The sequence below is a fragment of the Anaeromassilibacillus sp. Marseille-P3371 genome (assembly GCF_900169665.1).
Taxonomy (GTDB): domain Bacteria; phylum Bacillota; class Clostridia; order Oscillospirales; family Acutalibacteraceae; genus Anaeromassilibacillus.
This window is the reverse complement of the sequence record NZ_LT835157.1, coordinates 1,918,236-1,939,641: the sequence shown is the minus strand read 5'-3', so window position 1 is coordinate 1,939,641 and position 21,406 is coordinate 1,918,236. Positions and strand designations below refer to the sequence as shown.

At 46.7% G+C, this 21,406-nt stretch carries 28 protein-coding genes and 1 pseudogene; 25 read left to right on the top strand and 4 right to left on the bottom strand.

Annotated elements, in window-relative coordinates:
* Positions 1 to 141: 141 nt before the first annotated feature.
* Positions 142 to 4,146, top strand: a complete 4,005-nt coding sequence (locus B9Y59_RS07790) for a tape measure protein (RefSeq protein WP_085532784.1) — start codon at positions 142 to 144, stop codon at positions 4,144 to 4,146.
* Between the two features lies 1 nt (position 4,147).
* Here B9Y59_RS07790 and B9Y59_RS07785 read toward each other — a convergent pair whose 3' ends face one another.
* Positions 4,148 to 4,612, bottom strand: coding sequence for a zinc finger Ran-binding domain-containing protein (locus tag B9Y59_RS07785; protein ID WP_085532782.1), 465 nt, complete (start codon positions 4,610 to 4,612; stop codon positions 4,148 to 4,150).
* A gap of 152 nt (positions 4,613 to 4,764) precedes the next feature.
* On the opposite strand from B9Y59_RS07785, the gene B9Y59_RS16005 reads away from it, so the two are divergent.
* The 24 genes and pseudogenes from B9Y59_RS16005 to B9Y59_RS07665 all read left to right on the top strand — a co-directional run.
* The gene (locus tag B9Y59_RS16005; protein ID WP_198945602.1) at positions 4,765 to 4,941 is read left to right on the top strand and encodes a hypothetical protein; all 177 of its coding nucleotides are present in this window, start codon (positions 4,765 to 4,767) and stop codon (positions 4,939 to 4,941) included.
* A gap of 115 nt (positions 4,942 to 5,056) precedes the next feature.
* On the top strand, positions 5,057 to 5,779 hold the full coding sequence (locus B9Y59_RS07780; protein WP_085532780.1) for a Rha family transcriptional regulator: 723 nt from the start codon (positions 5,057 to 5,059) through the stop codon (positions 5,777 to 5,779).
* An 821-nt stretch (positions 5,780 to 6,600) separates the two neighbouring features.
* Positions 6,601 to 7,470: a phage distal tail protein gene (locus B9Y59_RS07775; protein ID WP_085532778.1), complete on the top strand. Its 870-nt coding sequence runs from the start codon at positions 6,601 to 6,603 to the stop codon at positions 7,468 to 7,470.
* The gene (locus B9Y59_RS07770; RefSeq protein ID WP_085532776.1) at positions 7,470 to 8,615 is read left to right on the top strand and encodes a siphovirus ReqiPepy6 Gp37-like family protein; all 1,146 of its coding nucleotides are present in this window, start codon (positions 7,470 to 7,472) and stop codon (positions 8,613 to 8,615) included. Before B9Y59_RS07775 ends, B9Y59_RS07770 begins: the two co-directional genes overlap by 1 nt.
* Entirely contained in the window at positions 8,615 to 10,015 is a 1,401-nt protein-coding gene (locus B9Y59_RS07765) for a hypothetical protein (protein ID WP_085532774.1), read from the top strand. The genes B9Y59_RS07770 and B9Y59_RS07765 overlap by 1 nt, the downstream gene beginning before the upstream one ends.
* A 12-nt stretch (positions 10,016 to 10,027) precedes the next feature.
* Positions 10,028 to 10,693, top strand: a complete 666-nt coding sequence (locus tag B9Y59_RS07760) for a hypothetical protein (RefSeq protein ID WP_085532772.1) — start codon at positions 10,028 to 10,030, stop codon at positions 10,691 to 10,693.
* Positions 10,694 to 10,706: 13 nt separating this feature from the next.
* Positions 10,707 to 11,063, top strand: a complete 357-nt coding sequence (locus B9Y59_RS07755) for a hypothetical protein (RefSeq protein ID WP_085532770.1) — start codon at positions 10,707 to 10,709, stop codon at positions 11,061 to 11,063.
* Positions 11,056 to 11,478: a carbohydrate-binding protein gene (locus B9Y59_RS07750; protein WP_085532764.1), complete on the top strand. Its 423-nt coding sequence runs from the start codon at positions 11,056 to 11,058 to the stop codon at positions 11,476 to 11,478. Before B9Y59_RS07755 ends, B9Y59_RS07750 begins: the two co-directional genes overlap by 8 nt.
* A 122-nt stretch (positions 11,479 to 11,600) precedes the next feature.
* Entirely contained in the window at positions 11,601 to 12,338 is a 738-nt protein-coding gene (locus tag B9Y59_RS07745) for an N-acetylmuramoyl-L-alanine amidase (RefSeq protein ID WP_085532762.1), read from the top strand.
* Between the two features lie 15 nt (positions 12,339 to 12,353).
* Complete coding sequence (locus B9Y59_RS07740) at positions 12,354 to 12,641, top strand: hypothetical protein (protein ID WP_085532760.1); 288 nt, start codon at positions 12,354 to 12,356, stop codon at positions 12,639 to 12,641.
* Positions 12,642 to 12,654: 13 nt separating this feature from the next.
* Positions 12,655 to 12,942: a hypothetical protein gene (locus tag B9Y59_RS07735; protein WP_085532758.1), complete on the top strand. Its 288-nt coding sequence runs from the start codon at positions 12,655 to 12,657 to the stop codon at positions 12,940 to 12,942.
* 3 nt (positions 12,943 to 12,945) lie between these two features.
* Positions 12,946 to 13,242 carry a hypothetical protein gene (locus B9Y59_RS07730; RefSeq protein WP_085532768.1) on the top strand — a complete coding sequence of 99 codons (297 nt, stop codon included), beginning with the start codon at positions 12,946 to 12,948 and terminating at the stop codon, positions 13,240 to 13,242.
* Positions 13,243 to 13,659: 417 nt separating this feature from the next.
* Positions 13,660 to 14,082, top strand: a complete 423-nt coding sequence (locus B9Y59_RS07720) for a carbohydrate-binding protein (RefSeq protein ID WP_085532764.1) — start codon at positions 13,660 to 13,662, stop codon at positions 14,080 to 14,082.
* Between the two features lie 122 nt (positions 14,083 to 14,204).
* Positions 14,205 to 14,942 carry an N-acetylmuramoyl-L-alanine amidase gene (locus B9Y59_RS07715; protein ID WP_085532762.1) on the top strand — a complete coding sequence of 246 codons (738 nt, stop codon included), beginning with the start codon at positions 14,205 to 14,207 and terminating at the stop codon, positions 14,940 to 14,942.
* Between the two features lie 15 nt (positions 14,943 to 14,957).
* Positions 14,958 to 15,245 (top strand): hypothetical protein, encoded by a 288-nt coding sequence (locus B9Y59_RS07710; protein WP_085532760.1) that lies wholly within the window; start codon positions 14,958 to 14,960, stop codon positions 15,243 to 15,245.
* Between the two features lie 13 nt (positions 15,246 to 15,258).
* On the top strand, positions 15,259 to 15,546 hold the full coding sequence (locus tag B9Y59_RS07705; protein ID WP_085532758.1) for a hypothetical protein: 288 nt from the start codon (positions 15,259 to 15,261) through the stop codon (positions 15,544 to 15,546).
* A gap of 3 nt (positions 15,547 to 15,549) precedes the next feature.
* Positions 15,550 to 15,846, top strand: a complete 297-nt coding sequence (locus B9Y59_RS16185; protein WP_085532768.1) for a hypothetical protein — start codon at positions 15,550 to 15,552, stop codon at positions 15,844 to 15,846.
* The gene (locus tag B9Y59_RS07700; RefSeq protein WP_330395912.1) at positions 15,788 to 16,468 is read left to right on the top strand and encodes an Ig-like domain-containing protein; all 681 of its coding nucleotides are present in this window, start codon (positions 15,788 to 15,790) and stop codon (positions 16,466 to 16,468) included. Before B9Y59_RS16185 ends, B9Y59_RS07700 begins: the two co-directional genes overlap by 59 nt.
* On the top strand, positions 16,465 to 16,791 hold the full coding sequence (locus tag B9Y59_RS07695; protein ID WP_085532756.1) for a PF13754 domain-containing protein: 327 nt from the start codon (positions 16,465 to 16,467) through the stop codon (positions 16,789 to 16,791). The genes B9Y59_RS07700 and B9Y59_RS07695 overlap by 4 nt, the downstream gene beginning before the upstream one ends.
* 31 nt (positions 16,792 to 16,822) lie before the next feature.
* Positions 16,823 to 17,056 carry a hypothetical protein gene (locus B9Y59_RS07690; protein ID WP_085532754.1) on the top strand — a complete coding sequence of 78 codons (234 nt, stop codon included), beginning with the start codon at positions 16,823 to 16,825 and terminating at the stop codon, positions 17,054 to 17,056.
* Between the two features lie 213 nt (positions 17,057 to 17,269).
* Positions 17,270 to 18,052 carry a hypothetical protein gene (locus B9Y59_RS07680; protein ID WP_085532750.1) on the top strand — a complete coding sequence of 261 codons (783 nt, stop codon included), beginning with the start codon at positions 17,270 to 17,272 and terminating at the stop codon, positions 18,050 to 18,052.
* Entirely contained in the window at positions 18,052 to 18,795 is a 744-nt protein-coding gene (locus B9Y59_RS07675; protein WP_085532748.1) for a leucine-rich repeat domain-containing protein, read from the top strand. The genes B9Y59_RS07680 and B9Y59_RS07675 overlap by 1 nt, the downstream gene beginning before the upstream one ends.
* Positions 18,792 to 19,016 carry a hypothetical protein gene (locus tag B9Y59_RS07670; RefSeq protein WP_085532746.1) on the top strand — a complete coding sequence of 75 codons (225 nt, stop codon included), beginning with the start codon at positions 18,792 to 18,794 and terminating at the stop codon, positions 19,014 to 19,016. Before B9Y59_RS07675 ends, B9Y59_RS07670 begins: the two co-directional genes overlap by 4 nt.
* A gap of 38 nt (positions 19,017 to 19,054) precedes the next feature.
* Positions 19,055 to 19,171: pseudogene (locus B9Y59_RS07665) on the top strand (anaerobic ribonucleoside-triphosphate reductase); the annotation flags it as partial.
* A 37-nt stretch (positions 19,172 to 19,208) separates the two neighbouring features.
* On the opposite strand, the gene B9Y59_RS07660 reads toward B9Y59_RS07665, so the two are convergent.
* From B9Y59_RS07660 to dinB, 3 genes are read right to left on the bottom strand one after another with little or no spacing between them, the layout of a single operon-like run.
* A complete protein-coding gene (locus B9Y59_RS07660; RefSeq protein ID WP_085532742.1) occupies positions 19,209 to 19,772 on the bottom strand; it encodes an SOS response-associated peptidase in 564 nt (187 codons plus the stop codon).
* 10 nt (positions 19,773 to 19,782) lie between these two features.
* Entirely contained in the window at positions 19,783 to 20,031 is a 249-nt protein-coding gene (locus B9Y59_RS07655) for a hypothetical protein (RefSeq protein WP_198945601.1), read from the bottom strand.
* An 11-nt stretch (positions 20,032 to 20,042) separates the two neighbouring features.
* Positions 20,043 to 21,281 carry a DNA polymerase IV gene (gene dinB / locus B9Y59_RS07650; RefSeq protein ID WP_442856179.1) on the bottom strand — a complete coding sequence of 413 codons (1,239 nt, stop codon included), beginning with the start codon at positions 21,279 to 21,281 and terminating at the stop codon, positions 20,043 to 20,045.
* Between the last annotated feature and the right edge of the window lie 125 nt (positions 21,282 to 21,406).

Genomic DNA, 21,406 nt, shown 5'->3' with positions numbered 1-21,406 from the left:
CAGATTTATAAAGATCAAATATGGCCCCAGTAAAAAGTATAAGGGAAAAGAAATTGTTGTCGGGGGCAAAAAGTATGTACAATACCAGACCCTAGCAGACCTACAGCAGGATTTCCCGGGGATTGGAGGCGAGACTTAAAAATGGCCGATAACATTGTTGGGCGTACTGTAATACAGATTGTTGGAGATACGTCGCAATATAACAACAGTATTGACGGCGCTGTACAACGTACTGCGGCGTTGCAGGCGAAAGAAAAAGCGCTATCGAAAGAGTTACAACAGACCAAACAGCAGCTTGAAATGGCGGCAAAGGTTATGGCAAACAATACCGCCGCACGGGAACGAAATACCGCCGCCATACAAAGAGCGATTGCACAGTATGGCCAGGAATCGACGCAGGTGCAAAGGCTCCAACAGGTAAAAGCGTCGCTGGAACGGACGCAGGCACAGCTTAACCAACGGATTGAAATATTTCGTACACGTGAACAGAATTTAAGTTCGCAATTGTCTGCGGTGAATCAATTGTTAAACCAGCAGGCAAACAATACAAACCGGGTTGCATCATCCAGTAATACCGCCGCAGGGGCTTTAAACACAATGTCTCAACGGTTATCCAATATGATGCGCATGATGAAAAGTCTTTTGGCAATGCGGGCGACACGCTCTTTCTTGGAGGCTACAATCGGTAGTTTGTCACAATTTGAGCAATATGAGACCTCTTTTGCGGTCATGTTGGGTGATATGGATAAAGCAAAGTCACTCATGGAGGATTTAAAGGATTTTGCAGCTAGAACCCCATTTGAAGTGCCTGATGTAACCCAAAACGCACAATTACTCATGAACTATGGTGTGGAGCTGGAAGACATTATTACCACTTTAACCCAGTTAGGCGATCTATCGCAGGGATCTGTGGATAAGCTCAATCGTATATCCCTTGCGTATGGACAAATGTTGACAAAAGGCAAAGTCACCGGCGAAGAATTGCGGCAAATGACAGAGGCCGGCGTCCCTCTAACGCAAGCTTTGGCCGACAATATGGGAAAATCTACCGCAGAGTTGTCAAAGCTCATTGAAAAAGGTAGCGTGGGAATACCGGAACTGGATGCGGCAATTGCGTCATTAACCACAGGTACAGGAAAGTTTGCCGGGATGATGGAAAAACAATCCCAAACTCTCTTAGGCCGTTGGAGTACCTTAAAAGACAATATGGGACAGTTTGCCCGTGATATGGGCGAAGAGGCGTTTGAAGAAACAAAAAGCTCGCTTGAAGATATATCAAGCGAGTTTGAGACAATGAAAGAAAATGGCGATTTGTCCGAACTGTCCAAGCAATGGGGGGCAGTATTTGGTATGCTCACTAAATTGGTTTTAGGATCAGTCGAGGGGCTTGTCAAACATAAAAATGCGGTAGGCGCATTGGTGACAGTATACGGTGCCTGGAAAGTTGTACAACAGATAACTGCTGCAACCACTGCTTATAAGGCCTTTATGACTGCAACGGAGGGGGCAACTGCTGCACAAGCAGCGCTAAACGCTGTGACTAAAACAAACCCGTTGGTTGCACTAGCAGGAGCACTTACCGCCGTAGTTGGAGGAATTGTAGCTCTTTCACAAGCAATAAACCAAAATGTAGAAGAGATGGAATCGCAAAGAGAAGAGCTCGAAAAGTTACGGGGGAACGTAATTGAGTATTTGTCTGATTATAGCAGTACATATTCTGACCTAGTCTATATATCAAATGAATTGCTTCCAAGGATTAGGGAAATCAATGCTGAACTGAAAGCAGAAGGAGATGCGGCGGAATATGTTGAAGGGAAAAAAGCTCTTTTAAAAAATATGGTGGACCAAGTAAATGAATCGCTTGGGGAAGAGGCCTTATCCATCAACAGCGTAACAGGAGAGCTAAAAGATAATACCGACGCAATTGATGAAAACATAGAAGTAATGAAAAAAAGAGCGCTAGCAGAAGCAGCAAACACTTCCTTAAAGAATTTATATCAAGAACAAGCGGATAATCAATTGGAGTTAATTGGAAACGAACAAGAGTTAATTAAACTGAAAGAAGAAAGAGCTAAAATAGAGGCGGAAGTAAACGAAAAATTAGCCAATAATAGCGATTGGGCAACCGACGCACAGATAAAGGCACCATTAGATGACATTACAAAACAAATAAATGATCTAAATAGTGAAATAGAAGAGGGGAAAAAGCTAGACAGGGAATATGCAAATAGCATACAAAAGATGTCAGAAGCTTATGACCAGCTGAGTAATGCTGCAGAAGATGTGCAGACGTCTATAGGGGATGTAACAGATTCCTTAATGAGCACAGATGAATTATTTGCTAACTTAGAGAACAGCGAAAAACGACTCAAATCTTTAGCTGCTGCGCAAAAAGAGGCCGCAGACGGCGGAAAATTATCAATCAGTACCATCCAGTCACTTGGCGAGAATTACTCACAGCTTATGCCATATATCGAGGATTACATGGCGGGGCTGATTGACGAGAAAGAGCTTATTGCCCAATTCCCCGCACTCTATCAGCAAGAAAGCGCACAATATGCCGCAAGCATTATGGAGAAATACAAAGACAACGAAGAGTTCTTTGCGAATCTTAGGGACAATAATGCAGAATTGTTTGCGGAATTGGAGAATAATTATCGGGGCGATAGAGGCAATTGGCACACGCTTGCCCAGGCAAAAGGAGACATCGAGACAGACCTTATCACACAGCTCTCAGCAGAGTGGCAAAAGTATTACCAACAAGTAGGAGGTAATGCCACAAAGACCGTTAAGGCGATGCAGCAGCAGTTGTCGGAGCTTAACAAAGAGGCACAAGGTCCAAAACAGCGCACAAATGGACATGGCTCTTTTTGGGAGGATTGGGACATTGCAAAGGACAAAGCGGAGCTTCAAAACATGATAAATCTGCTGGAACCATTAACGGATTTAGAGGGGGCGACGTTCGAACTCAACCTTGCAGATTTTGACGCCGCAACCAAAAAAACAGAAAAAGCCAAAAAGGACAGCGCAGAAAAAGAAAAAACGTGGCAGGAAAAGCTATACGATGAACTGAAATATAAGCGGGAAATGGAGATCATTGGCGAACAGGAATATCTTGACGGGCTTATTAAAATCCGTGATAGTTACTATGGTAAAGACGAAGAAAATTATCGAAAATACAGCCAGGAAGTCTATAAACTGCAAAAGCAAATGGAGAAAGACAAAGAAGAAGCTTTGAAAAACGCTTTTGACTCGCAGTTAGACCTTGCAAAAGATTACTATGATAAGCAAAAGGAATTGGTCGAGGAACAGGCAGAAGCGGAGATTGACGCGATCAACAAGGAATATGATGCTCGATTAGAACGCGCAAAGAAGGACTATGAAGCTGAAAAAGAGCGTGTTGACGGCATTATTGACGAGTTGCAGCGTGAGATCGACGCCAAAAAGCGCGCCCGCGAAGAAGAAAAGCTAAATGACGATCTATCTTTTGCACAGGACCGAATCCAAACCTTACAGACACAAATCCAATATGCACGGTCGCCAGAAGAAAAAGCGGAACTTGAAAAAGAGTTAAAGCGTCAACAAGAAGAGCTAAAAGACCTCACCGTTGAAAAAGAGGTCAATGAGCTGGAAGCGGAAAAGCAGAGGCATGAAGAACGACTGTCCAATCTGGAAGAAGAATATGAAGCGGAAGAAAAGCATCTGGAAGAGAAACGCAAAAAGGCCCTGGCCGCCGCAGAGGAAGCCAGGGACCAAACGTTAAAGATTCTTGATGACTCATTTAATGCTTTACAAGCCGGATTGTATCAGGCTTACGGTTTTATCAATCAGGAGACGCTTTCCATCGGCCAGCGCTTTGCAAACGTAACCAACGAAGCATTAAAAACAGGCTTTGACACCATAAAAGCACAGGCGCAGGCAACAATTGACGAAATGGTTGCAAAGGTACAAGATGCAGTCGCACGCCTGTCCAGCGCCATTGAGCGTACTAAAAGGGCATACCGTGAAGGGGTTAGTATTGCTTACAGCAATAGCGACAATCGCAGTATGACGATTACAAACCACATTACGCGCGGCCTCACCGAGGGGCAGGTTACCCGACTGATGGACAGGCAGGCGGAAAGATTGCTATATGGAAGGAGATAATTTAATTCTCGGGATGCCTTGGAGTACCACAGCGCGAACAAATCTTCTCATGGGGGTAGTTATATGTACCGCAAGAACATACCCATGACCCCTCATCGGTACTTTCAGTCTCTTCGATTTTATCAGAGTCATCACTCGACTCTAGTTGATTCGTAGTTTGCGTAGATGATAGAGATGCCAATTTACTGCCAATTTGCTCCAACAATTGTCTATTGTCATTCTGAATCGTTATTAACTCTCCAAAACCATAAAGGATGGCAGCAGATATAATTCCTGACACCCAACACAGCAACATGAGTAGATAGTTATACTGTTCTTCGTGATAGTCCGAAAACAGCCCTGATGTTACCTTGATAATAGGTATTGCAAATCCAGCCGCGACTCCGCCAATAAATCCGCAAAGTCCCACAATAATCCCACAAGCTTTTAGGACCATAGCAATATTACTATTTCTATACTCATTCATAAAATCCCCTCCAAAATAATTCATTATTTGTTCACATTATAATGCTTTTCGACAAATTCTGCAAGAGAAAAAGAAAATTTTTTAAAAACCTCTTGATTTTTGGGTGTCTATAATTTATTATATATGTACACCCAAAAGAAAGGAGGTTGAAAATGTCACCAAGAACTGGACGCCCCACAGACGATCCAAAGCATAACCAGTACAAAGTTAGACTATCTGACACAGATATGCAAAAACTCGATTATGCAGCGACGACCTTAAAGCAGCCGAAAGCGGAAGTAATTAGGCAAGGCATTAATTTAATGTACGCAAAAGCACAAAAAAAATAGCAATAACGCCGCACGACCAAGCACAAACGTTATTGCTATCAACCAGAGGTTACCCATCTGATAAATTTATTATATCAGATAGTGTAACCTCCGTCAAATGAAGGAGGTATATATTATGTGGAATCTATCAGAATCAACGCCAGTGCTTGATAGTCGAGAGGTAGCGCAGATGATAGGGAAAACTCATGGGCATTTATTGCGTGACATTGATTCCTATAGGGCAATTCTCACTGAATCCAATTTTGGATTGAGTGACTTTTTTCGAGAGAGCGCCTATAAAGACTCTACCGGGCGAGTGTTACCTTGTTACCAAGTCACTAAAAAAGGTTGCGAGTTGATAGCCCACAAACTCACAGGCAAAAAAGGAATTTTATTCACAGCGGCATATATTAACCGATTCTATGAAATGGAAGAAATCTTGAAGGATTTTATACCCGGTCAAGTCATGTATTACAACGGTCAACCAATCTTACCGGAAGAGGATTTCCTGCGACTACTTTCGCCAGAAAAGCGCCAGAAAAGATGGTTATATCATCATGCCTATTTCCGTCCTGCTTGGGATTTTAATGGAATGGGGTTAGACTTGAAAGCGGAATTTGAACAAAAATATAGACGGCATTATGATGGTGAAACGTTAATGTACATGTATCGTAGTGGTGTAGAAATCGCATTACGGCTGTATGGTGTAGAGCCAGAACTCTGCAAAGAGATCATGGCATTAGTAGATCCACAAAAAGGAATCAAATGTGCGAAGTCCAAGCAAACATATTTAACTGACAGAACACGCGGAGAAATCAATGTGACGGTTGGTAATACCGCGCTAAATATCCGTTTGTGAAAGGAGGGAAGAGACAGATAATCAGTAGCGTTGTACAAGTATGACACTATAGAGTTGTTACTATTTGCTGTCTTGCCCCTCACGGGGCAAGTGGATTGAAATTTCGTCAATTTTCTCATTTAACCACTGGGTTTTCGTCTTGCCCCGTAAGGGGCAAATGGGTTGAAATATACTGTATAGACGTTTGCTTTTCCGATAAAATAAGTCTTGCCCCTCACGGGGCGAGTGGGTTGAAATACGCAAATCTTTGAGCTTTTCCTAGCTTTCCTGCGTCTTGCCCCGTAAGGGGCAAGTGGATTGAAATCTTGATTGACAAGCAAGCTTTAATGCCTCATAAGGTCTTGCCCCTCACGGGGCAAGTGGATTGAAATTGCTTTTGGCTGCATGATCTGCTTTTCCACTGTTGTCTTGCCCCTCACGGGGCGAGTGGATTGACATCATAAAAAAAGGAGGATATAATAAAAGCGTAAGGTGCTACCAGTAGACGGTTGCCCCTAAAGTTGGACTAAGAAATAGCCGCTAACTTTGCGAGGGTTGGGCGGCTATTTCTTTTTATCGTGAGAAGCAACGGTCCAAACGAACGTTGCAACGCCAAGAAGAACCAAACAGAACTGAAAGAGTTCTGAATATGTAATCATGGCCTCACCCCCTCTCAATACGAGGGGAAAAGAAACGAATTCCCCCTCCGGGAATGGAGGGGCAACCGCCCAGCGTCTTGATAACACCTTACACACATAATAGCATAAAAGACAGATAGTGACAAGAACCGCACTCCATCAGGAGCGCGGTTTTCTTGTGTGCAAAATAAGAAGGTGGAATATATGGAAAAAGTCACCTATATATCGGACAATGGGCTGTTTCTCGTTTTTGACGAGATCGGCCCTTATTTATTATCCAGCATAGACACAATGGGCGTAGGCAGCATAGAGGATAGCGATATGTCCATTGGAGGGATATATAACACCTACATGTCTGGATACGATCAGAGGAGTGTTCCGATGGAAATTGCAATATTGGGAGGGGAGAGGAAGGGCTGGTTCGATCTTGGAGGATTGCAGCAAATGAAGATCAAGCTGGCAAATACCATTGACCTGAATTATCAAGGGACTCTGGTGTATGAAAACGATACGGGCGCTTATTCGTTGCGGGGAAGATTTACCGAGATACCAGTGGGTTTTGACCGTATTGGAAGCAATGAAAAGTTCAGCCTGACTTTCCAATCCACAGAACAACCAAAATGGAAGGAACGAAACGAACGAGTGGTACGGATGGGGGCAGTCATTGGCGGGCTATCTTTCCCGCTGGTAATAGACCCGGTGTTTGAATTTGGGACCTATACGACGACATTTGTTGTAATAAACGATACGTACGATAATCTCCCCGTACGGATTGTTGTAATTGGGACGGCGGAAAGCGTAACAATCACAAATGAAAGTTCCGGGGAATATATGCAGTTTAATCGATCAATCGACGCCGATCAACAGTTAGAGGTAGACACAGAAAAAGGTACAGCAGTTATTAAGTCTGCGGCCACTGGGCAAGTGATCGAAAATGCTAGCCATTATCTCACATTGAACAGTGACTATTGGTATTTGCAAAGGGGCCGGAATGTTATCAGCTTAGATGGAGGCGGGCAGACAAACCATCCATTGGGATACATGTTCTGGCAAAAGCAGTATGGAGGCGTGTAGTGGACATAAGAGTATTTAAACCGTTGTCAGATGTATCGACACTTGAAAATGGACAACTTGGTAAGATCAACCCCTATGCGATAACATGGACGGAAAATTTGTACGAACCGGGCACATGGTCCATGAATCTATCTGCACTAGATACTTATGCGGAAACTCTACAGCAGGATAACATCATCAGCGTAAGGGCAAGCAATGTGTATCTATGGGGGATTATCAGAGGCATAGACGACGAACGGACTTCTACGGCGGCCCCCATAATCCGCAGTGGGGATGATCTTAAAGGTTATTTAAAACAGCGGATTTGTTTATACCCTATGTCCGGCGGCGATTTAGAGGGATATGATACGGTACAAGGCAGCACAGAAACGGTCATGAAGCATTATGTTACCAACAATATTGTATCCCCATCAAACGCAAAACGGAAGATACCGAAATTTGTCATAGCACCCGATCAAAAGCGTGGAGTGCCAGACGATAAATATATGGCGCGGTTTAATCCTCTCACAGAATTGCTACAAGAGGTAGGAGCCGCACAGGAAATCGGGTATCAGGTCAACATGGATATAGCATCGGATACGATGGTATTTGATGTAGTACAGGGGGTGGACCGATCAGCTAAACAATCCAACCGACCGCGAATCATATTTGACGTTGACCTATCGACCGCCATAGACAGTCGGTTTGTAAGTGACGTCGAAAATTACCGCAATGCGTTTTATACAACCAAAAATGGTGCACGATCAGAAGCAGAGGCAACGACAATCCTTGTATGCAGAGAAAACGAGGCCGAGCCAGAAGGGAGAAACCGGTATGAAACACAGATCGACGTAAGTGTAGACGATACAGCGGTTGATGTTGTGGAAGAAATGAGGAATCTTGCCCGCAAGGAAGCAACCAATTTTGAGAAAGACGATACCTTTACCGTTGAGCTAAACGGCAATTATATCTACAACAAAGACTATTACCTGGGCGATTTTGTGACGATACGAGACCGGGTATTAAGGAGGCAGGATAATGTACAGTTAATTAGTGTAACGCACACCTGGCAAGGGATTGGATACAAAATAACGGGAACTTTTGGGAAACCACGGAAATCAAATTTGCAGCTTTTAGAGCGGCAAATCAGAACAGGAGGCAAGTAATGGCGTTAGGGGAAAAATCCTTTTTTTGGGATAAACCATCAGGTGATCTCACAGAAGATGAGCTTGCATACTACCAATATGCAGCGCAAGACTTGGCAAGTTTTTTTGAGTGCCTATATACAACAGGGATTGCACCTGAAATGGCAGTATCAAGTACGGATGACAATCCAGAGGATTATATCGGATCAAGTTTAGCTGTGACGACAGGATCAGGGTTACAAATTATTGTATCGCCTGGTGTTGCAATGATTAAAGGGAGAGGGTATATATCTAGCCTTCCAATCCAACTGACAGTGACGGCGGGGGAAACAACCGATATTGTTCTTCGTATGGACTTACAGAGCGAAAAGCCTGAAATTTATGTAGCGGCAAAGCAACGAGAAGGAAGCGCATCCTTGGAAAACAGTTTGTCCCATGAATCGCTAAACTATGAATTAGCATTGGCGACAGTTGTTGTGCCAGAAAAAGCCACCGCAGTTACAGCATCTATGATTACCGATCAAAGATTAAATACCAATAAGCACCCGACAGACGGAGAACCTTTAGCAGGGCTGATGAAAAGCATTCCAGGCGTGGACACAAAAGGCATTTGGGAGGATTACACAAACCTCCGATCCTCCATGAATAGTCAATGGGATAGCTTTATAAAGAATAGTTCTGAAGATTTCGATGAATGGTTTGAGACGGCCCAAAGTGTTATTAGCGAAGATGCAGCAGGGGAACTATTAAATCTCATTTACGAAATTAAAAGCAGTAAAAATCAGCCGAATGGTTTTGCAGGCTTGGATATAAATGGGGACCTTGTACAAATGCCAACTGCACAAGATGTAGGAGCATGCAACCCAAATCTGTTGAAAAACTGGTATTTTGGAGTACCAACAAATACACAGGGAAAAACAAAATATACTTCCAACGGATATACGATAGACCATTGGAAATTGGATAGCGATCGGTCTGGACAATACATCCAGCTTGAAAATAACGAAGGCCTCACACTGAACGGAGGGACAGGCGGTACATACACTAAATTCGAGCAGGTGATGGATTATTTACCCAGAGATACTTATACACTTTCTTTTTGGGTAGCAAATCCGGGAAACGTGGATCAGGTATATTGTACAGGTGTAGCAGTCGCCCGCAATCAAGGCGGAAATTTATATAAATGTACATTTAAGTTAAGCGCTGATAGATCAGGCACAATATTAGGGATACAAGCAAAAGAAGGAAAGAGTGTCACTATCTCTGCGGCAAAACTAGAAGCTGGAAATGTGTCAACTCTTGGTAATCAATCGTTTATTCCATCGGATGTCGGTAGTGTCAACGGCTTTACATTTGCGGTAGCCGATAAGGAACCAACCAGCGCACCGGCTGGACGTATTACATTCGTATATGAGGCATAAGGGGGGATATAAATGCCGATTTATGTTCCGGACAGCAGCAACGTTTTGAAGGAATTAAGCCCGATTATGGTTACCACACCGGACAATGTGGTACGGGAAATAGCAGAGGGGTGGCATACGGGGGAAGATAAAGTAAGTCGGTTGGTGTATGAAAACATAAAAGAACCTGTAAACTTGACTTTTGATCGGGTCTCGGTAGATAAAAATATGGTTTCAGTGTGGGAGAAAGATCCAGCTATACAAAATGTACATCAATGGGTATTAAGAACTTCCTCTAAAGGTTCGACACACGTTTACGACGAGGCCGGTTATTTATTTTTAGACATTGATCCCCCGATTTCCGCTCATAAAGGAAATGAATTAATATTCAACAATGTACGATTATCCTTTGAGAAACAGGGAAGCAACAGTTCATTTGAGGTGTTTTTTACTTTTGATATTGGCGGGATAACAATTGGAGAAGTAACGGTCACATCAGATGATTTTCCTTCAGGTAAAACATGGACTGGATTTACACGAAACTTTAAAGTAATTTTAGACCATGATATGGAAGTATCACAACTCCGCCTAAAAGGAATAATGACTACCGCTCATCGCAACTCTACGATGTGGGTGAAATTCACAGATACTTTAAAAGATAATATGCTTGCTAAACATCCAATTGTATGGGTGGCTTGAATAGGAGGAAACCATGACATTAACTTTTACCGATCAAACGACACTCGCCTTGTTAGGCGCGCAGGGAACGGAGGAATATATTGACGGGCAGCGTTGTAAGGCTATCCGGTTTTGCTTTAATGCGGAAACCTACCAAGACCCCCAACTGCGCGAGAGCTTTTGTAACACCGAAAAGGCACAGACGATGACCATTGATGATGGCGCTCCCATTGAAGGATATACGGTTTTGGTGAGAACCGTATATGAGGGCGGCCAGATCAAAGTGACTATGGCGAAAAACGTGGATACACAAATTACAGAGTTGCAGGAGCAAGTTGCAGCACAACAGAAAGCAATTTCTATTTTAATGGGAGGAACAAACAATGGCTGAATTTGACAGAAATAAACTGATTGCCGAAGCAAAAGCCAAGCGGGCGCAGATCGAAGAAGCGGCGGTGGCCTTATCCGATGAGCAGGCATATGACCGGGCATGGATGTTCCCTCTTTGGGACAGTAACAGTCATACATATTCTATCGGAGATCGCGTCCAGTATGAGGGGCTGCTATATCGCTGTTTGACGGAACACACGTCGCAAGGAAGTTGGAAACCAGATGCAGCACCGTCTTTGTGGGTTAGGATTGATGATCCGGCAATTGAGTGGCCGGAATGGAGACAACCAACCGGAAGTACAGACGCATATCCAAAGGGTGCAAAGGTTAGCCACAACGGGAAACACTGGATTAGCAACGTAGACGCCAATGTTTGGGAACCGCCTACGCAATGGACAGAACAAAAGGAATCGTAAATTTGGCTTTATAAGCAAAATTGGGAACGTAAGAGCTTGTATATCAGAAAGGGGAATGCAAAACGAACATCAAACAACATCCTAGCCCGAATTACGGAAGCCGCAACGGCTGGAAACCGGACATGATCGTCAACCACATCACCGCAGGAAGTACAGCATCCGGCGCACTTGCTACGCTTTGTAATCCTGCAAGAGAGGCTTCGGCCCACTTTGTTGTGGACAAGGACGGCACCGTGTATCAGCTGGTGGCGCTTGACCGCGCCGCCTGGGCCAATGGGACCAGCACAACGCCGTCGGACAGCCGCTATTATGGCCGATCGGCATTGGCAGCTGTCCGAAACCGCTGTACTAACGCCAATTATTACACCATCAGCATTGAACACGTCTGCGTGAGCGGCGGAGAACTCACTGCGGAACAGCTTGTAGCGAGCATTGAACTGCACCGCTACATCATTGCCGAGGTCCGTCGCCTCTACGGCGTCACCATTCCCGTGTCGCGAGAATATATTATAGGACACTGTGAAATCAATCCGGTGACTAAACCCAATTGCCCGGGCAAGGATTTTCCGTACAATAAAATTTTGGAGGGATTACAAAACGTGGCTATTACAAGTGATACCAGCGGAACGGTAAAAATCAAACGTGGAGGGTACTACACGGCGAAGTTCAGTGGTACGAATGCAAACCAGCTCATTGTGACAGCGGGCACAGGCGACGTAGTGACCATAGTGCCAATCAATCGCGGTGAGGACAAGCTGGCAGCGATTGTGCCGATTGGAAAACCCGGAGATATGACAGGTATCTACACCACAGTACCAGGTGGGCAGCCGGTTAAGCAGTTTGTTGCGCAGGTTGTATAAGGGGGCGATACCACAATGGATCAAGACAACACCATCGCAGTCCAGGCATTGGACAGTGCAAAATCGGCGCATCACCGCTTGGACCGCCTAGAAGATGAAGTCAAGGACATCCACGACCTCGCCGCGGCGATGGCTGCAACCAGGCAGGAAATCACCGGCGTACAGGCGGACATCCGGGAGATCAAGCAAAGCGTATCAAAATTGACCGCTCGCCCCGGAACCTGGTGGGACAAGCTGGCTGCGGCGGCGATCGGCGCGGCAGCAACAGGAATCGTAACGGCAATTTTGGCCCAGATACTTTAAAGGAGGATTACATATGGATTTCAATAGCTTTCTGAGTTGGGAAATTCTGGCGACCTTCGCGGGTGTAGCAGCCTGTACGGGCCTGCTTACCCAAATGCTGAAGAGTGTGACGGCTAAGCTACCGACGCAGTGGCTGTCTTACATCATCGCTGTGGTGCTGCTGGTAATCACAACGGCAGCCACGGGCGGCTGGATACAGCCCTGGACGGTCTGGGCGCTGGTGCCGCTGAATGCGGCCTTGGTCAGCCTGGCAAGCAACGGCGCGTATCAGGCGATCGTACGGACAAAGAAAGGTGGCTAAAGCATGGCTGTCCAAACAGTAAAAGTAATGATCGGCGGGCAGGAGCATAGCCTTACATATGATGGGGATTCCAGGAAATGGACCGCTTCGCTGGTTGCACCAGATAAATCGTCATATAATGAGGACGGCCACTATTACGATGTGACGGTGAAAGCGACGGACGACGCAGGAAATACCGGGGAGGCAAGTGCATCGACCGAAGGGGAAATTGGCGAAGCATTGCGGCTGGTTGTAAAGGAACATAACAAGCCCACAATTACAATTACTGCCCCGGGGGGCGGATGCGTTAATCACCAATAATACACCGGTAATCAAAGCGCAGATCCGCGACGATGACAGCGGAATCGACATTACATCGTTGTCGCTAAAAATCGACAGTGGGGCAACNTCAAACGACACTCGCCTTGTTAGGCGCGCAGGGAACGGAGGAATATATTGACGGGCAGCGTTGTAAGGCTATCCGGTTTTGCTTTAATGCGGAAACCTACCAAGACCCCCAACTGCGCGAGAGCTTTTGTAACACCGAAAAGGCACAGACGATGACCATTGATGATGGCGCTCCCATTGAAGGATATACGGTTTTGGTGAGAACCGTATATGAGGGCGGCCAGATCAAAGTGACTATGGCGAAAAACGTGGATACACAAATTACAGAGTTGCAGGAGCAAGTTGCAGCACAACAGAAAGCAATTTCTATTTTAATGGGAGGAACAAACAATGGCTGAATTTGACAGAAATAAACTGATTGCCGAAGCAAAAGCCAAGCGGGCGCAGATCGAAGAAGCGGCGGTGGCCTTATCCGATGAGCAGGCATATGACCGGGCATGGATGTTCCCTCTTTGGGACAGTAACAGTCATACATATTCTATCGGAGATCGCGTCCAGTATGAGGGGCTGCTATATCGCTGTTTGACGGAACACACGTCGCAAGGAAGTTGGAAACCAGATGCAGCACCGTCTTTGTGGGTTAGGATTGATGATCCGGCAATTGAGTGGCCGGAATGGAGACAACCAACCGGAAGTACAGACGCATATCCAAAGGGTGCAAAGGTTAGCCACAACGGGAAACACTGGATTAGCAACGTAGACGCCAATGTTTGGGAACCGCCTACGCAATGGACAGAACAAAAGGAATCGTAAATTTGGCTTTATAAGCAAAATTGGGAACGTAAGAGCTTGTATATCAGAAAGGGGAATGCAAAACGAACATCAAACAACATCCTAGCCCGAATTACGGAAGCCGCAACGGCTGGAAACCGGACATGATCGTCAACCACATCACCGCAGGAAGTACAGCATCCGGCGCACTTGCTACGCTTTGTAATCCTGCAAGAGAGGCTTCGGCCCACTTTGTTGTGGACAAGGACGGCACCGTGTATCAGCTGGTGGCGCTTGACCGCGCCGCCTGGGCCAATGGGACCAGCACAACGCCGTCGGACAGCCGCTATTATGGCCGATCGGCATTGGCAGCTGTCCGAAACCGCTGTACTAACGCCAATTATTACACCATCAGCATTGAACACGTCTGCGTGAGCGGCGGAGAACTCACTGCGGAACAGCTTGTAGCGAGCATTGAACTGCACCGCTACATCATTGCCGAGGTCCGTCGCCTCTACGGCGTCACCATTCCCGTGTCGCGAGAATATATTATAGGACACTGTGAAATCAATCCGGTGACTAAACCCAATTGCCCGGGCAAGGATTTTCCGTACAATAAAATTTTGGAGGGATTACAAAACGTGGCTATTACAAGTGATACCAGCGGAACGGTAAAAATCAAACGTGGAGGGTACTACACGGCGAAGTTCAGTGGTACGAATGCAAACCAGCTCATTGTGACAGCGGGCACAGGCGACGTAGTGACCATAGTGCCAATCAATCGCGGTGAGGACAAGCTGGCAGCGATTGTGCCGATTGGAAAACCCGGAGATATGACAGGTATCTACACCACAGTACCAGGTGGGCAGCCGGTTAAGCAGTTTGTTGCGCAGGTTGTATAAGGGGGCGATACCACAATGGATCAAGACAACACCATCGCAGTCCAGGCATTGGACAGTGCAAAATCGGCGCATCACCGCTTGGACCGCCTAGAAGATGAAGTCAAGGACATCCACGACCTCGCCGCGGCGATGGCTGCAACCAGGCAGGAAATCACCGGCGTACAGGCGGACATCCGGGAGATCAAGCAAAGCGTATCAAAATTGACCGCTCGCCCCGGAACCTGGTGGGACAAGCTGGCTGCGGCGGCGATCGGCGCGGCAGCAACAGGAATCGTAACGGCAATTTTGGCCCAGATACTTTAAAGGAGGATTACATATGGATTTCAATAGCTTTCTGAGTTGGGAAATTCTGGCGACCTTCGCGGGTGTAGCAGCCTGTACGGGCCTGCTTACCCAAATGCTGAAGAGTGTGACGGCTAAGCTACCGACGCAGTGGCTGTCTTACATCATCGCTGTGGTGCTGCTGGTAATCACAACGGCAGCCACGGGCGGCTGGATACAGCCCTGGACGGTCTGGGCGCTGGTGCCGCTGAATGCGGCCTTGGTCAGCCTGGCAAGCAACGGCGCGTATCAGGCGATCGTACGGACAAAGAAAGGTGGCTAAAGCATGGCTGTCCAAACAGTAAAAGTAATGATCGGCGGGCAGGAGCATAGCCTTACATATGATGGGGATTCCAGGAAATGGACCGCTTCGCTGGTTGCACCAGATAAATCGTCATATAATGAGGACGGCCACTATTACGATGTGACGGTGAAAGCGACGGACGACGCAGGAAATACCGGGGAGGCAAGTGCATCGACCGAAGGGGAAATTGGCGAAGCATTGCGGCTGGTTGTAAAGGAACATAACAAGCCCACAATTACAATTACTGCCCCGGGGGGCGGATGCGTTAATCACCAATAATACACCGGTAATCAAAGCGCAGATCCGCGACGATGACAGCGGAATCGACATTACATCGTTGTCGCTAAAAATCGACAGTGGGGCAACCGTGGGGAACACTTCGCCGGGGATGTCTGTACAAGAGGCGGAAAACGGCTACGATATAACATACACGCCACAGAAAGCCCTGGGAGATGGCGCGCATACGATCACAGTCAATGTGTCGGATAACGACGGCAATGCGGCGAATACGGTTATTCGCAGTATTACGGTTGACACTACGCCGCCAACTTTGGATGTAACCAGCCCGCAGGATAATCTTGTCACCAACAAGACGGCCCTTACCGTGTCCGGTACGACCAGCGACGTAACCAGCGGGCCGGTAATCATTACGATTAAACTCAATCAAGTTGACCAAGGAGCGGTTACGGTTGAGAGTTCCGGCACCTGGAGCAAGACGGTTACCCTACAAGAGGGAGAGAATACCATTGTTGTAACGGCAACCGATCGTGCAGGAAAAACAACTGCGATTACACGGACGGTTACACTCAACACAACCGCGCCGAAGATTACCAAAGTAGAAATTGCACCGAATCCAGTGGATGCAGGTGCAACGTATACAATCAGAGTAACGGTTGTATGAGTAGTGCAGTAAAGGTGTGGGGACACGCCGACCAATACAACCTGATCTTGAGGCAAGTGGAGGGCGGGGACTGGCAAGCGTCGGTTCCCGCCGACCTGACCGACGGGCAATACGCGTGTGAGTTTTGGGCAGAAAACGCCGCGGCGGAACAAACCTATTGGTCCGGCGTCCTGTATATGCAGAACAGCCGCTTAGTGTGCGTCTGTCTGGAAGAAGACCCCTATAGGGTAATTTTATTGTCAGAACGGGTGCAGGCAGAACTAATGGATGAAAGGTATCTAGTCACGATCAAAAAGGGGTGTTGTTGTGCTACCAGTGTATAAACGCAACTGGATATTGGGGGAGGACAAGTATGTGGACTTGGAAGTCCGAAGCGGACAGCCTGGACCCGTGGTTATCCCGCACGCAGAATGGACGCTTACAAAGAATTTGAAGGGAAAGCCTGAACAGGAAGGGACCTGTGAGGTAGAGAAAGGGCGTATAAGCGTTTTAGTAGAGCCACAAGAAACAGGGGCTTATACGCTGGAAATCACCTATGAGATACCGCCAGAGACACGGAAGGTAAGGGTGATACTGGATGTCCGTTAAGATTACGTCTGCGCAGATCACTCCAAATCCTGTATCAACCGGTCAGGGGTATTTGGTTTTGATTGGCATAGAGGAATACGGAGTATTGCAAGAGTCTTCCGGGGCGACTCTTTGTGATAAAGCCGGCTTAGAACTCCACACAGCGGACAAACGAGACTATACAATCCCATATACTGGTAGGGAGATCGATCAAGCGATAGGAGGTTTATTATCTTGGAAAACAATATGACACGGGCAGCGGGTCCCGGCGGACAAGAGAACACAGGGACATATCTACTGACGCACACAGGCGCGGAAGTAGATGCTGCTATAGAGGGATGGCAGACCGCGCAGGCACAAGCGGATGCGACCGCCGCAGACATTGCGGAGGGGAAAAAGGCGATTACCAAAGACGGGCTTGTGACAGGGACTATGCAGGCGGGCGCGGCAATCCCTATTGTTACAACAGCGGGGACTGGAAGTGCATTTACGGCCACGATAGATGGCATCACAGAACTAACTATTGGTATGCTAATTACAATTATCCCGCATAGGGTGAGCTCGAGTTCCACACCTACGCTAAATATCAATGGATTGGGTGCAAAAGGTATTCGGCGCCGCTATAGTTACACAAACAGCTCAGTAGTATCCGGATATACAACTACATGGTTATCTTCGGGAGACCCACAGCTTTTGCAGTATGATGGTACATATTGGATTGCAGTTGGCGCGAATAAACCCTATACTTCTGATTTGAGTAGTTCCGTTAGCGTGTCAAAAGGCGGAACTGGAAAAACAAGTTGGTCATCATATCGGCTGATCTATCCGTCAGGAACTACTACATTGTCACAGCTCGCATTTCCCACAACCGCCGGATCGTTTTTACGGCAAGGGACCAGCGGCGCACCGTACTGGACAGCTCCAGAAGACGTGCGGAAAGCGATTGGAGCGGCTTCGGAGGAAGAAGTCGGGAACATCAGCGCCTTGCTTGATGAGATCAACGGGGAGGTGGTCTGATGGGGAGCATTGCAGACAAGCTCAGCAAGCTTATGGAGACAAAGAGCGCCATAAAGTCGGCGATTACCGCAAAGGGCGTAACCGTATCGGACAGCGATCCGTTTTCCAGCTATGCGGGGAAAATAGCACAGATTGAGAGTGGAGGAAGCGGTGGAGAAGATAAATCCGTAGAAATAGTGGAGGGGACGCTCGTAAACTACACCGGAAATGTAACAAAAGTCCGAGATTATGCTTTTTACCACTCAGAATCTTTAGAATCCATAAATTTGCCTAATGCATTAACGATAGGAAAATTTGCATTTCAGTATGCGGAAAATTTGCTGTCGATAATTTTGCCAAAAGCGACAAATATAAGGAATAACGCGTTTTACGAATGCGGAAAGATAACATCTATAAGCTTGCCATCGGCTACAGAAATAGGGAACAGCGCTTATAGAAATTGCAAAAATCTAACGATAGTCGATCTTGGTGCGGCGAGCGAAATTAGCAATAACGCATTCCAGGGATGTAGTGTGTTAAAGACTTTTATTATCAGATCGGAAAATGTATGCAGTCTTGCATCAACAACCGTCTTTTATAATGGGCCTCTATATTCTGGAGAGGGATATTTTTATGTCCCCAAAATGCTTGTTGACACATATAAATCTGCAACAAACTGGACAAAATATGCCGATCAATTTCGGGCGATTGAGGATTATCCAGATATTGTCAATATCATAGCTACTATGGAGGTTGCAGCATGATTAAAACAGAGGCGATTACCATCAGAGGCAAACAATTTATGCACACATACTCTGACATCGGCTGTTACATCGAGCGAGGCGGGGCGCGCTATGCAGATGCAATCGATTTGATTAACAGTGGGCGGACGTACACAGAAACCGACATCCCGATCGAAACCGAAGAAGAGGATGTGTACCGCGCCGCCTACAACATCGTCACCGGACAGGAGACACAGATATGACACCAAAAGCAGATAAATCCGGTCTCGTGGGCCAGGGCGTGTCCTTCGAGCGTATCCGCTGGATCACCGGTTATTTGGTGGGGACAACTGACCGTTTCAACGATGCAAAGCGCGCGGAAGAGCATGATCGGGTGAAGCATGGAATCGGAAAATGAAAAGGTGCAGCTATCCGAATTGGATAGCTGCACCTTTTTACATTATTTGTAGTATTGGTTGGGCTCCTCTCATTATTCCGAAGGCCACATCCGTATTTGTAATCCAGTCGTATATTTTATCGCTTGGTACAATTACGGGCATCCGATCGTGGACGTTAATAATGGATTTGTTGGCTGCGGTGGTCATGATGACGTAGCGGCGGCCATCTTGATAGTCGTTATAAAGTCCCGCCATGTATAGAGAGCCGGAACCGGGGAGTTGGAATCGGTGCTTTTGCTTTTGTGAATCCCACTCATAAAAACCGGTGCTTGGTACAACACAACGTCGTATCATCAAGCTTTCGCGGAAGGAACGTTTTTCCGCGGCAGTTTCCGACCGCGCGTTGATGATTGAGCCTTTGCCACGGAAGGAGGGAAACCCCCATTTGGCCACATCGGGCGTCACGCCCGCGCCGGTATCCAGCAGGATAGGAGCGGAATTGGTGGGAAAGATTTCTCCTACTTTGACACAGCCACTTCCATGCTTGCGCTCTATTTCATCGATGATTTTCCGAATGTCCTGGTATTCCTCGTCCGTAAACAACGTATATCGTCCGCACATAGTAATCCTCCTAACATGAGGCGGGAGCCTCTACAAACCAACCGGGCCCCTCATACCACAAATATCGCTCCTTACCGAGAATACGCACCCGATACCGCACGCCAATGCCGCCTGCTTTTAAGCTTGCAGCCCGTCTCGCATCTAAAACACGGTCAATTGCGAATTGCCTTCCGTCTTCCCATGTGATTGCAGTAGGGAAAAGCTGTCCATTAACATCAAAATGCGCATCCACTTCCACATATATCTTTCGTGTTTCCATCGTATATCCCTCTATCCACGGTGTAAGAACCCAATCGGATGGATGATATGCTCCGCCTTTGGATCGAGCGCAGACAGTTCCCGGTCCGTCAAAGCCAAGCCTCTTTGAATACTAAAATGTCCAAATCGCCGCCGAATATCATCGATGGCATGTTCCAGGTTTTCCTGCTTCTGCGCACGGGCTATTTCGGGCAAAAAAGAAATCTGGATGTGCTCTGCCAACGAAAGATTGCAGGCGCGCACTCCCAGGCTGCGTATGGCTTTATCCGGCAGGTGATGCCTTTGATAAAGCGTATAGGCTGCCTGATAGATACTTTCTGAATTATAAACGGGAAAATCCAACTTTTTTTGACGATCACAAGACCATAAGTCTGCGTAACGAATGGAAATCTGTACGGTATTACATTGAAAATTTTGTTCCCGAAGCCGCTCTGCCACACTTTCACAAAGGAGGAACAGGGTGATTTTTATAGCATCCTCCGTGACCAGATCTTTTGGCGCCGTTGTGCAATTTCCTATGGATTTAACCGCTGGATAAACCCCTGCGTCAGTGACCGGAGAATGGTCCCAACCGTTTGCAAACCCCAAAAGCATGAGGCCGATTTTTCCCAATAATCCATTTAAAAAATCTGTGTGAGAATTTGCCAAATCACCAATGGTGTGAATGGCATAGCGATGTAATTTTTGTGTAGTTGCGGGGCCTACATATAGCAGGTCGGACACGGGTAGCGGCCAAACGACATCGCGATAGTTTTCCCGTGTAATGACAGTTGTTGCATCGGGCTTTTTCAAATCGCTGCCGAGCTTTGCAAAAACTTTGTTAAATGAGACCCCCACGGAAGCCGTAATTCCCAGTTCATATTGGATACGCCGCCGAAGTTCGTCCGCAATCGCTTGGCCGGAGCCAAAAAGTTTTTGACTGCCTGTAACATCAAGCCAACATTCGTCCAGACCAAAGCTTTCCACCTGGCAAGTGTATTCCTCATAGATTTCCCTGGCAAGCGCAGAAAAATGAAGATAGCGGTCAAAGTGGGGAGGGACGAATACAATCTCCGGACAAAGCTGCCTTGCTTTCCAAAGCGGTTGCCCCGTGGACACGCCATAGCGTTTAGCTTCGTAATTTTTAGCGAGTACAATCCCATGTCGCTGCTCAACATCTCCAGCTACCGCGACCGGTTTCCCACGCAATTTAGGGTTATAGAGGCATTCTACGCTTGCATAGAAGTTGTTCATATCACAATGTAAGATCACACGCTCCAAATGAACCGCCTCCGAACGATTGTTTGTATTTTTATTATAGAATGTCTGTTCGGTCGAATGCAAGCGGTAAATGTTGGAACCAATAAAGCCCGTAGGACCCCTAACTACAGAGGTCC

Coding starts and splice junctions, on each gene's coding strand:
- B9Y59_RS07760 (WP_085532772.1), top strand. CDS start 10,028: ATGCCGATTTATGTTCCGGACAGCAGCAACGTTTTGAAGGAATTAAGC.
- B9Y59_RS07785 (WP_085532782.1), bottom strand. CDS start 4,612: ATGAATGAGTATAGAAATAGTAATATTGCTATGGTCCTAAAAGCTTGT.
- B9Y59_RS07745 (WP_085532762.1), top strand. CDS start 11,601: ATGATCGTCAACCACATCACCGCAGGAAGTACAGCATCCGGCGCACTT.
- B9Y59_RS07670 (WP_085532746.1), top strand. CDS start 18,792: ATGATTAAAACAGAGGCGATTACCATCAGAGGCAAACAATTTATGCAC.
- B9Y59_RS07710 (WP_085532760.1), top strand. CDS start 14,958: ATGGATCAAGACAACACCATCGCAGTCCAGGCATTGGACAGTGCAAAA.
- B9Y59_RS07790 (WP_085532784.1), top strand. CDS start 142: ATGGCCGATAACATTGTTGGGCGTACTGTAATACAGATTGTTGGAGAT.
- B9Y59_RS07660 (WP_085532742.1), bottom strand. CDS start 19,772: ATGTGCGGACGATATACGTTGTTTACGGACGAGGAATACCAGGACATT.
- B9Y59_RS07705 (WP_085532758.1), top strand. CDS start 15,259: ATGGATTTCAATAGCTTTCTGAGTTGGGAAATTCTGGCGACCTTCGCG.
- B9Y59_RS07695 (WP_085532756.1), top strand. CDS start 16,465: ATGAGTAGTGCAGTAAAGGTGTGGGGACACGCCGACCAATACAACCTG.
- B9Y59_RS07775 (WP_085532778.1), top strand. CDS start 6,601: ATGGAAAAAGTCACCTATATATCGGACAATGGGCTGTTTCTCGTTTTT.
- B9Y59_RS07655 (WP_198945601.1), bottom strand. CDS start 20,031: ATGGAAACACGAAAGATATATGTGGAAGTGGATGCGCATTTTGATGTT.
- B9Y59_RS07675 (WP_085532748.1), top strand. CDS start 18,052: ATGGGGAGCATTGCAGACAAGCTCAGCAAGCTTATGGAGACAAAGAGC.
- B9Y59_RS07780 (WP_085532780.1), top strand. CDS start 5,057: ATGTGGAATCTATCAGAATCAACGCCAGTGCTTGATAGTCGAGAGGTA.
- B9Y59_RS16005 (WP_198945602.1), top strand. CDS start 4,765: ATGTCACCAAGAACTGGACGCCCCACAGACGATCCAAAGCATAACCAG.
- B9Y59_RS07730 (WP_085532768.1), top strand. CDS start 12,946: ATGGCTGTCCAAACAGTAAAAGTAATGATCGGCGGGCAGGAGCATAGC.
- B9Y59_RS07715 (WP_085532762.1), top strand. CDS start 14,205: ATGATCGTCAACCACATCACCGCAGGAAGTACAGCATCCGGCGCACTT.
- B9Y59_RS07740 (WP_085532760.1), top strand. CDS start 12,354: ATGGATCAAGACAACACCATCGCAGTCCAGGCATTGGACAGTGCAAAA.
- B9Y59_RS07755 (WP_085532770.1), top strand. CDS start 10,707: ATGACATTAACTTTTACCGATCAAACGACACTCGCCTTGTTAGGCGCG.
- B9Y59_RS07750 (WP_085532764.1), top strand. CDS start 11,056: ATGGCTGAATTTGACAGAAATAAACTGATTGCCGAAGCAAAAGCCAAG.
- B9Y59_RS16185 (WP_085532768.1), top strand. CDS start 15,550: ATGGCTGTCCAAACAGTAAAAGTAATGATCGGCGGGCAGGAGCATAGC.
- B9Y59_RS07765 (WP_085532774.1), top strand. CDS start 8,615: ATGGCGTTAGGGGAAAAATCCTTTTTTTGGGATAAACCATCAGGTGAT.
- B9Y59_RS07735 (WP_085532758.1), top strand. CDS start 12,655: ATGGATTTCAATAGCTTTCTGAGTTGGGAAATTCTGGCGACCTTCGCG.
- B9Y59_RS07720 (WP_085532764.1), top strand. CDS start 13,660: ATGGCTGAATTTGACAGAAATAAACTGATTGCCGAAGCAAAAGCCAAG.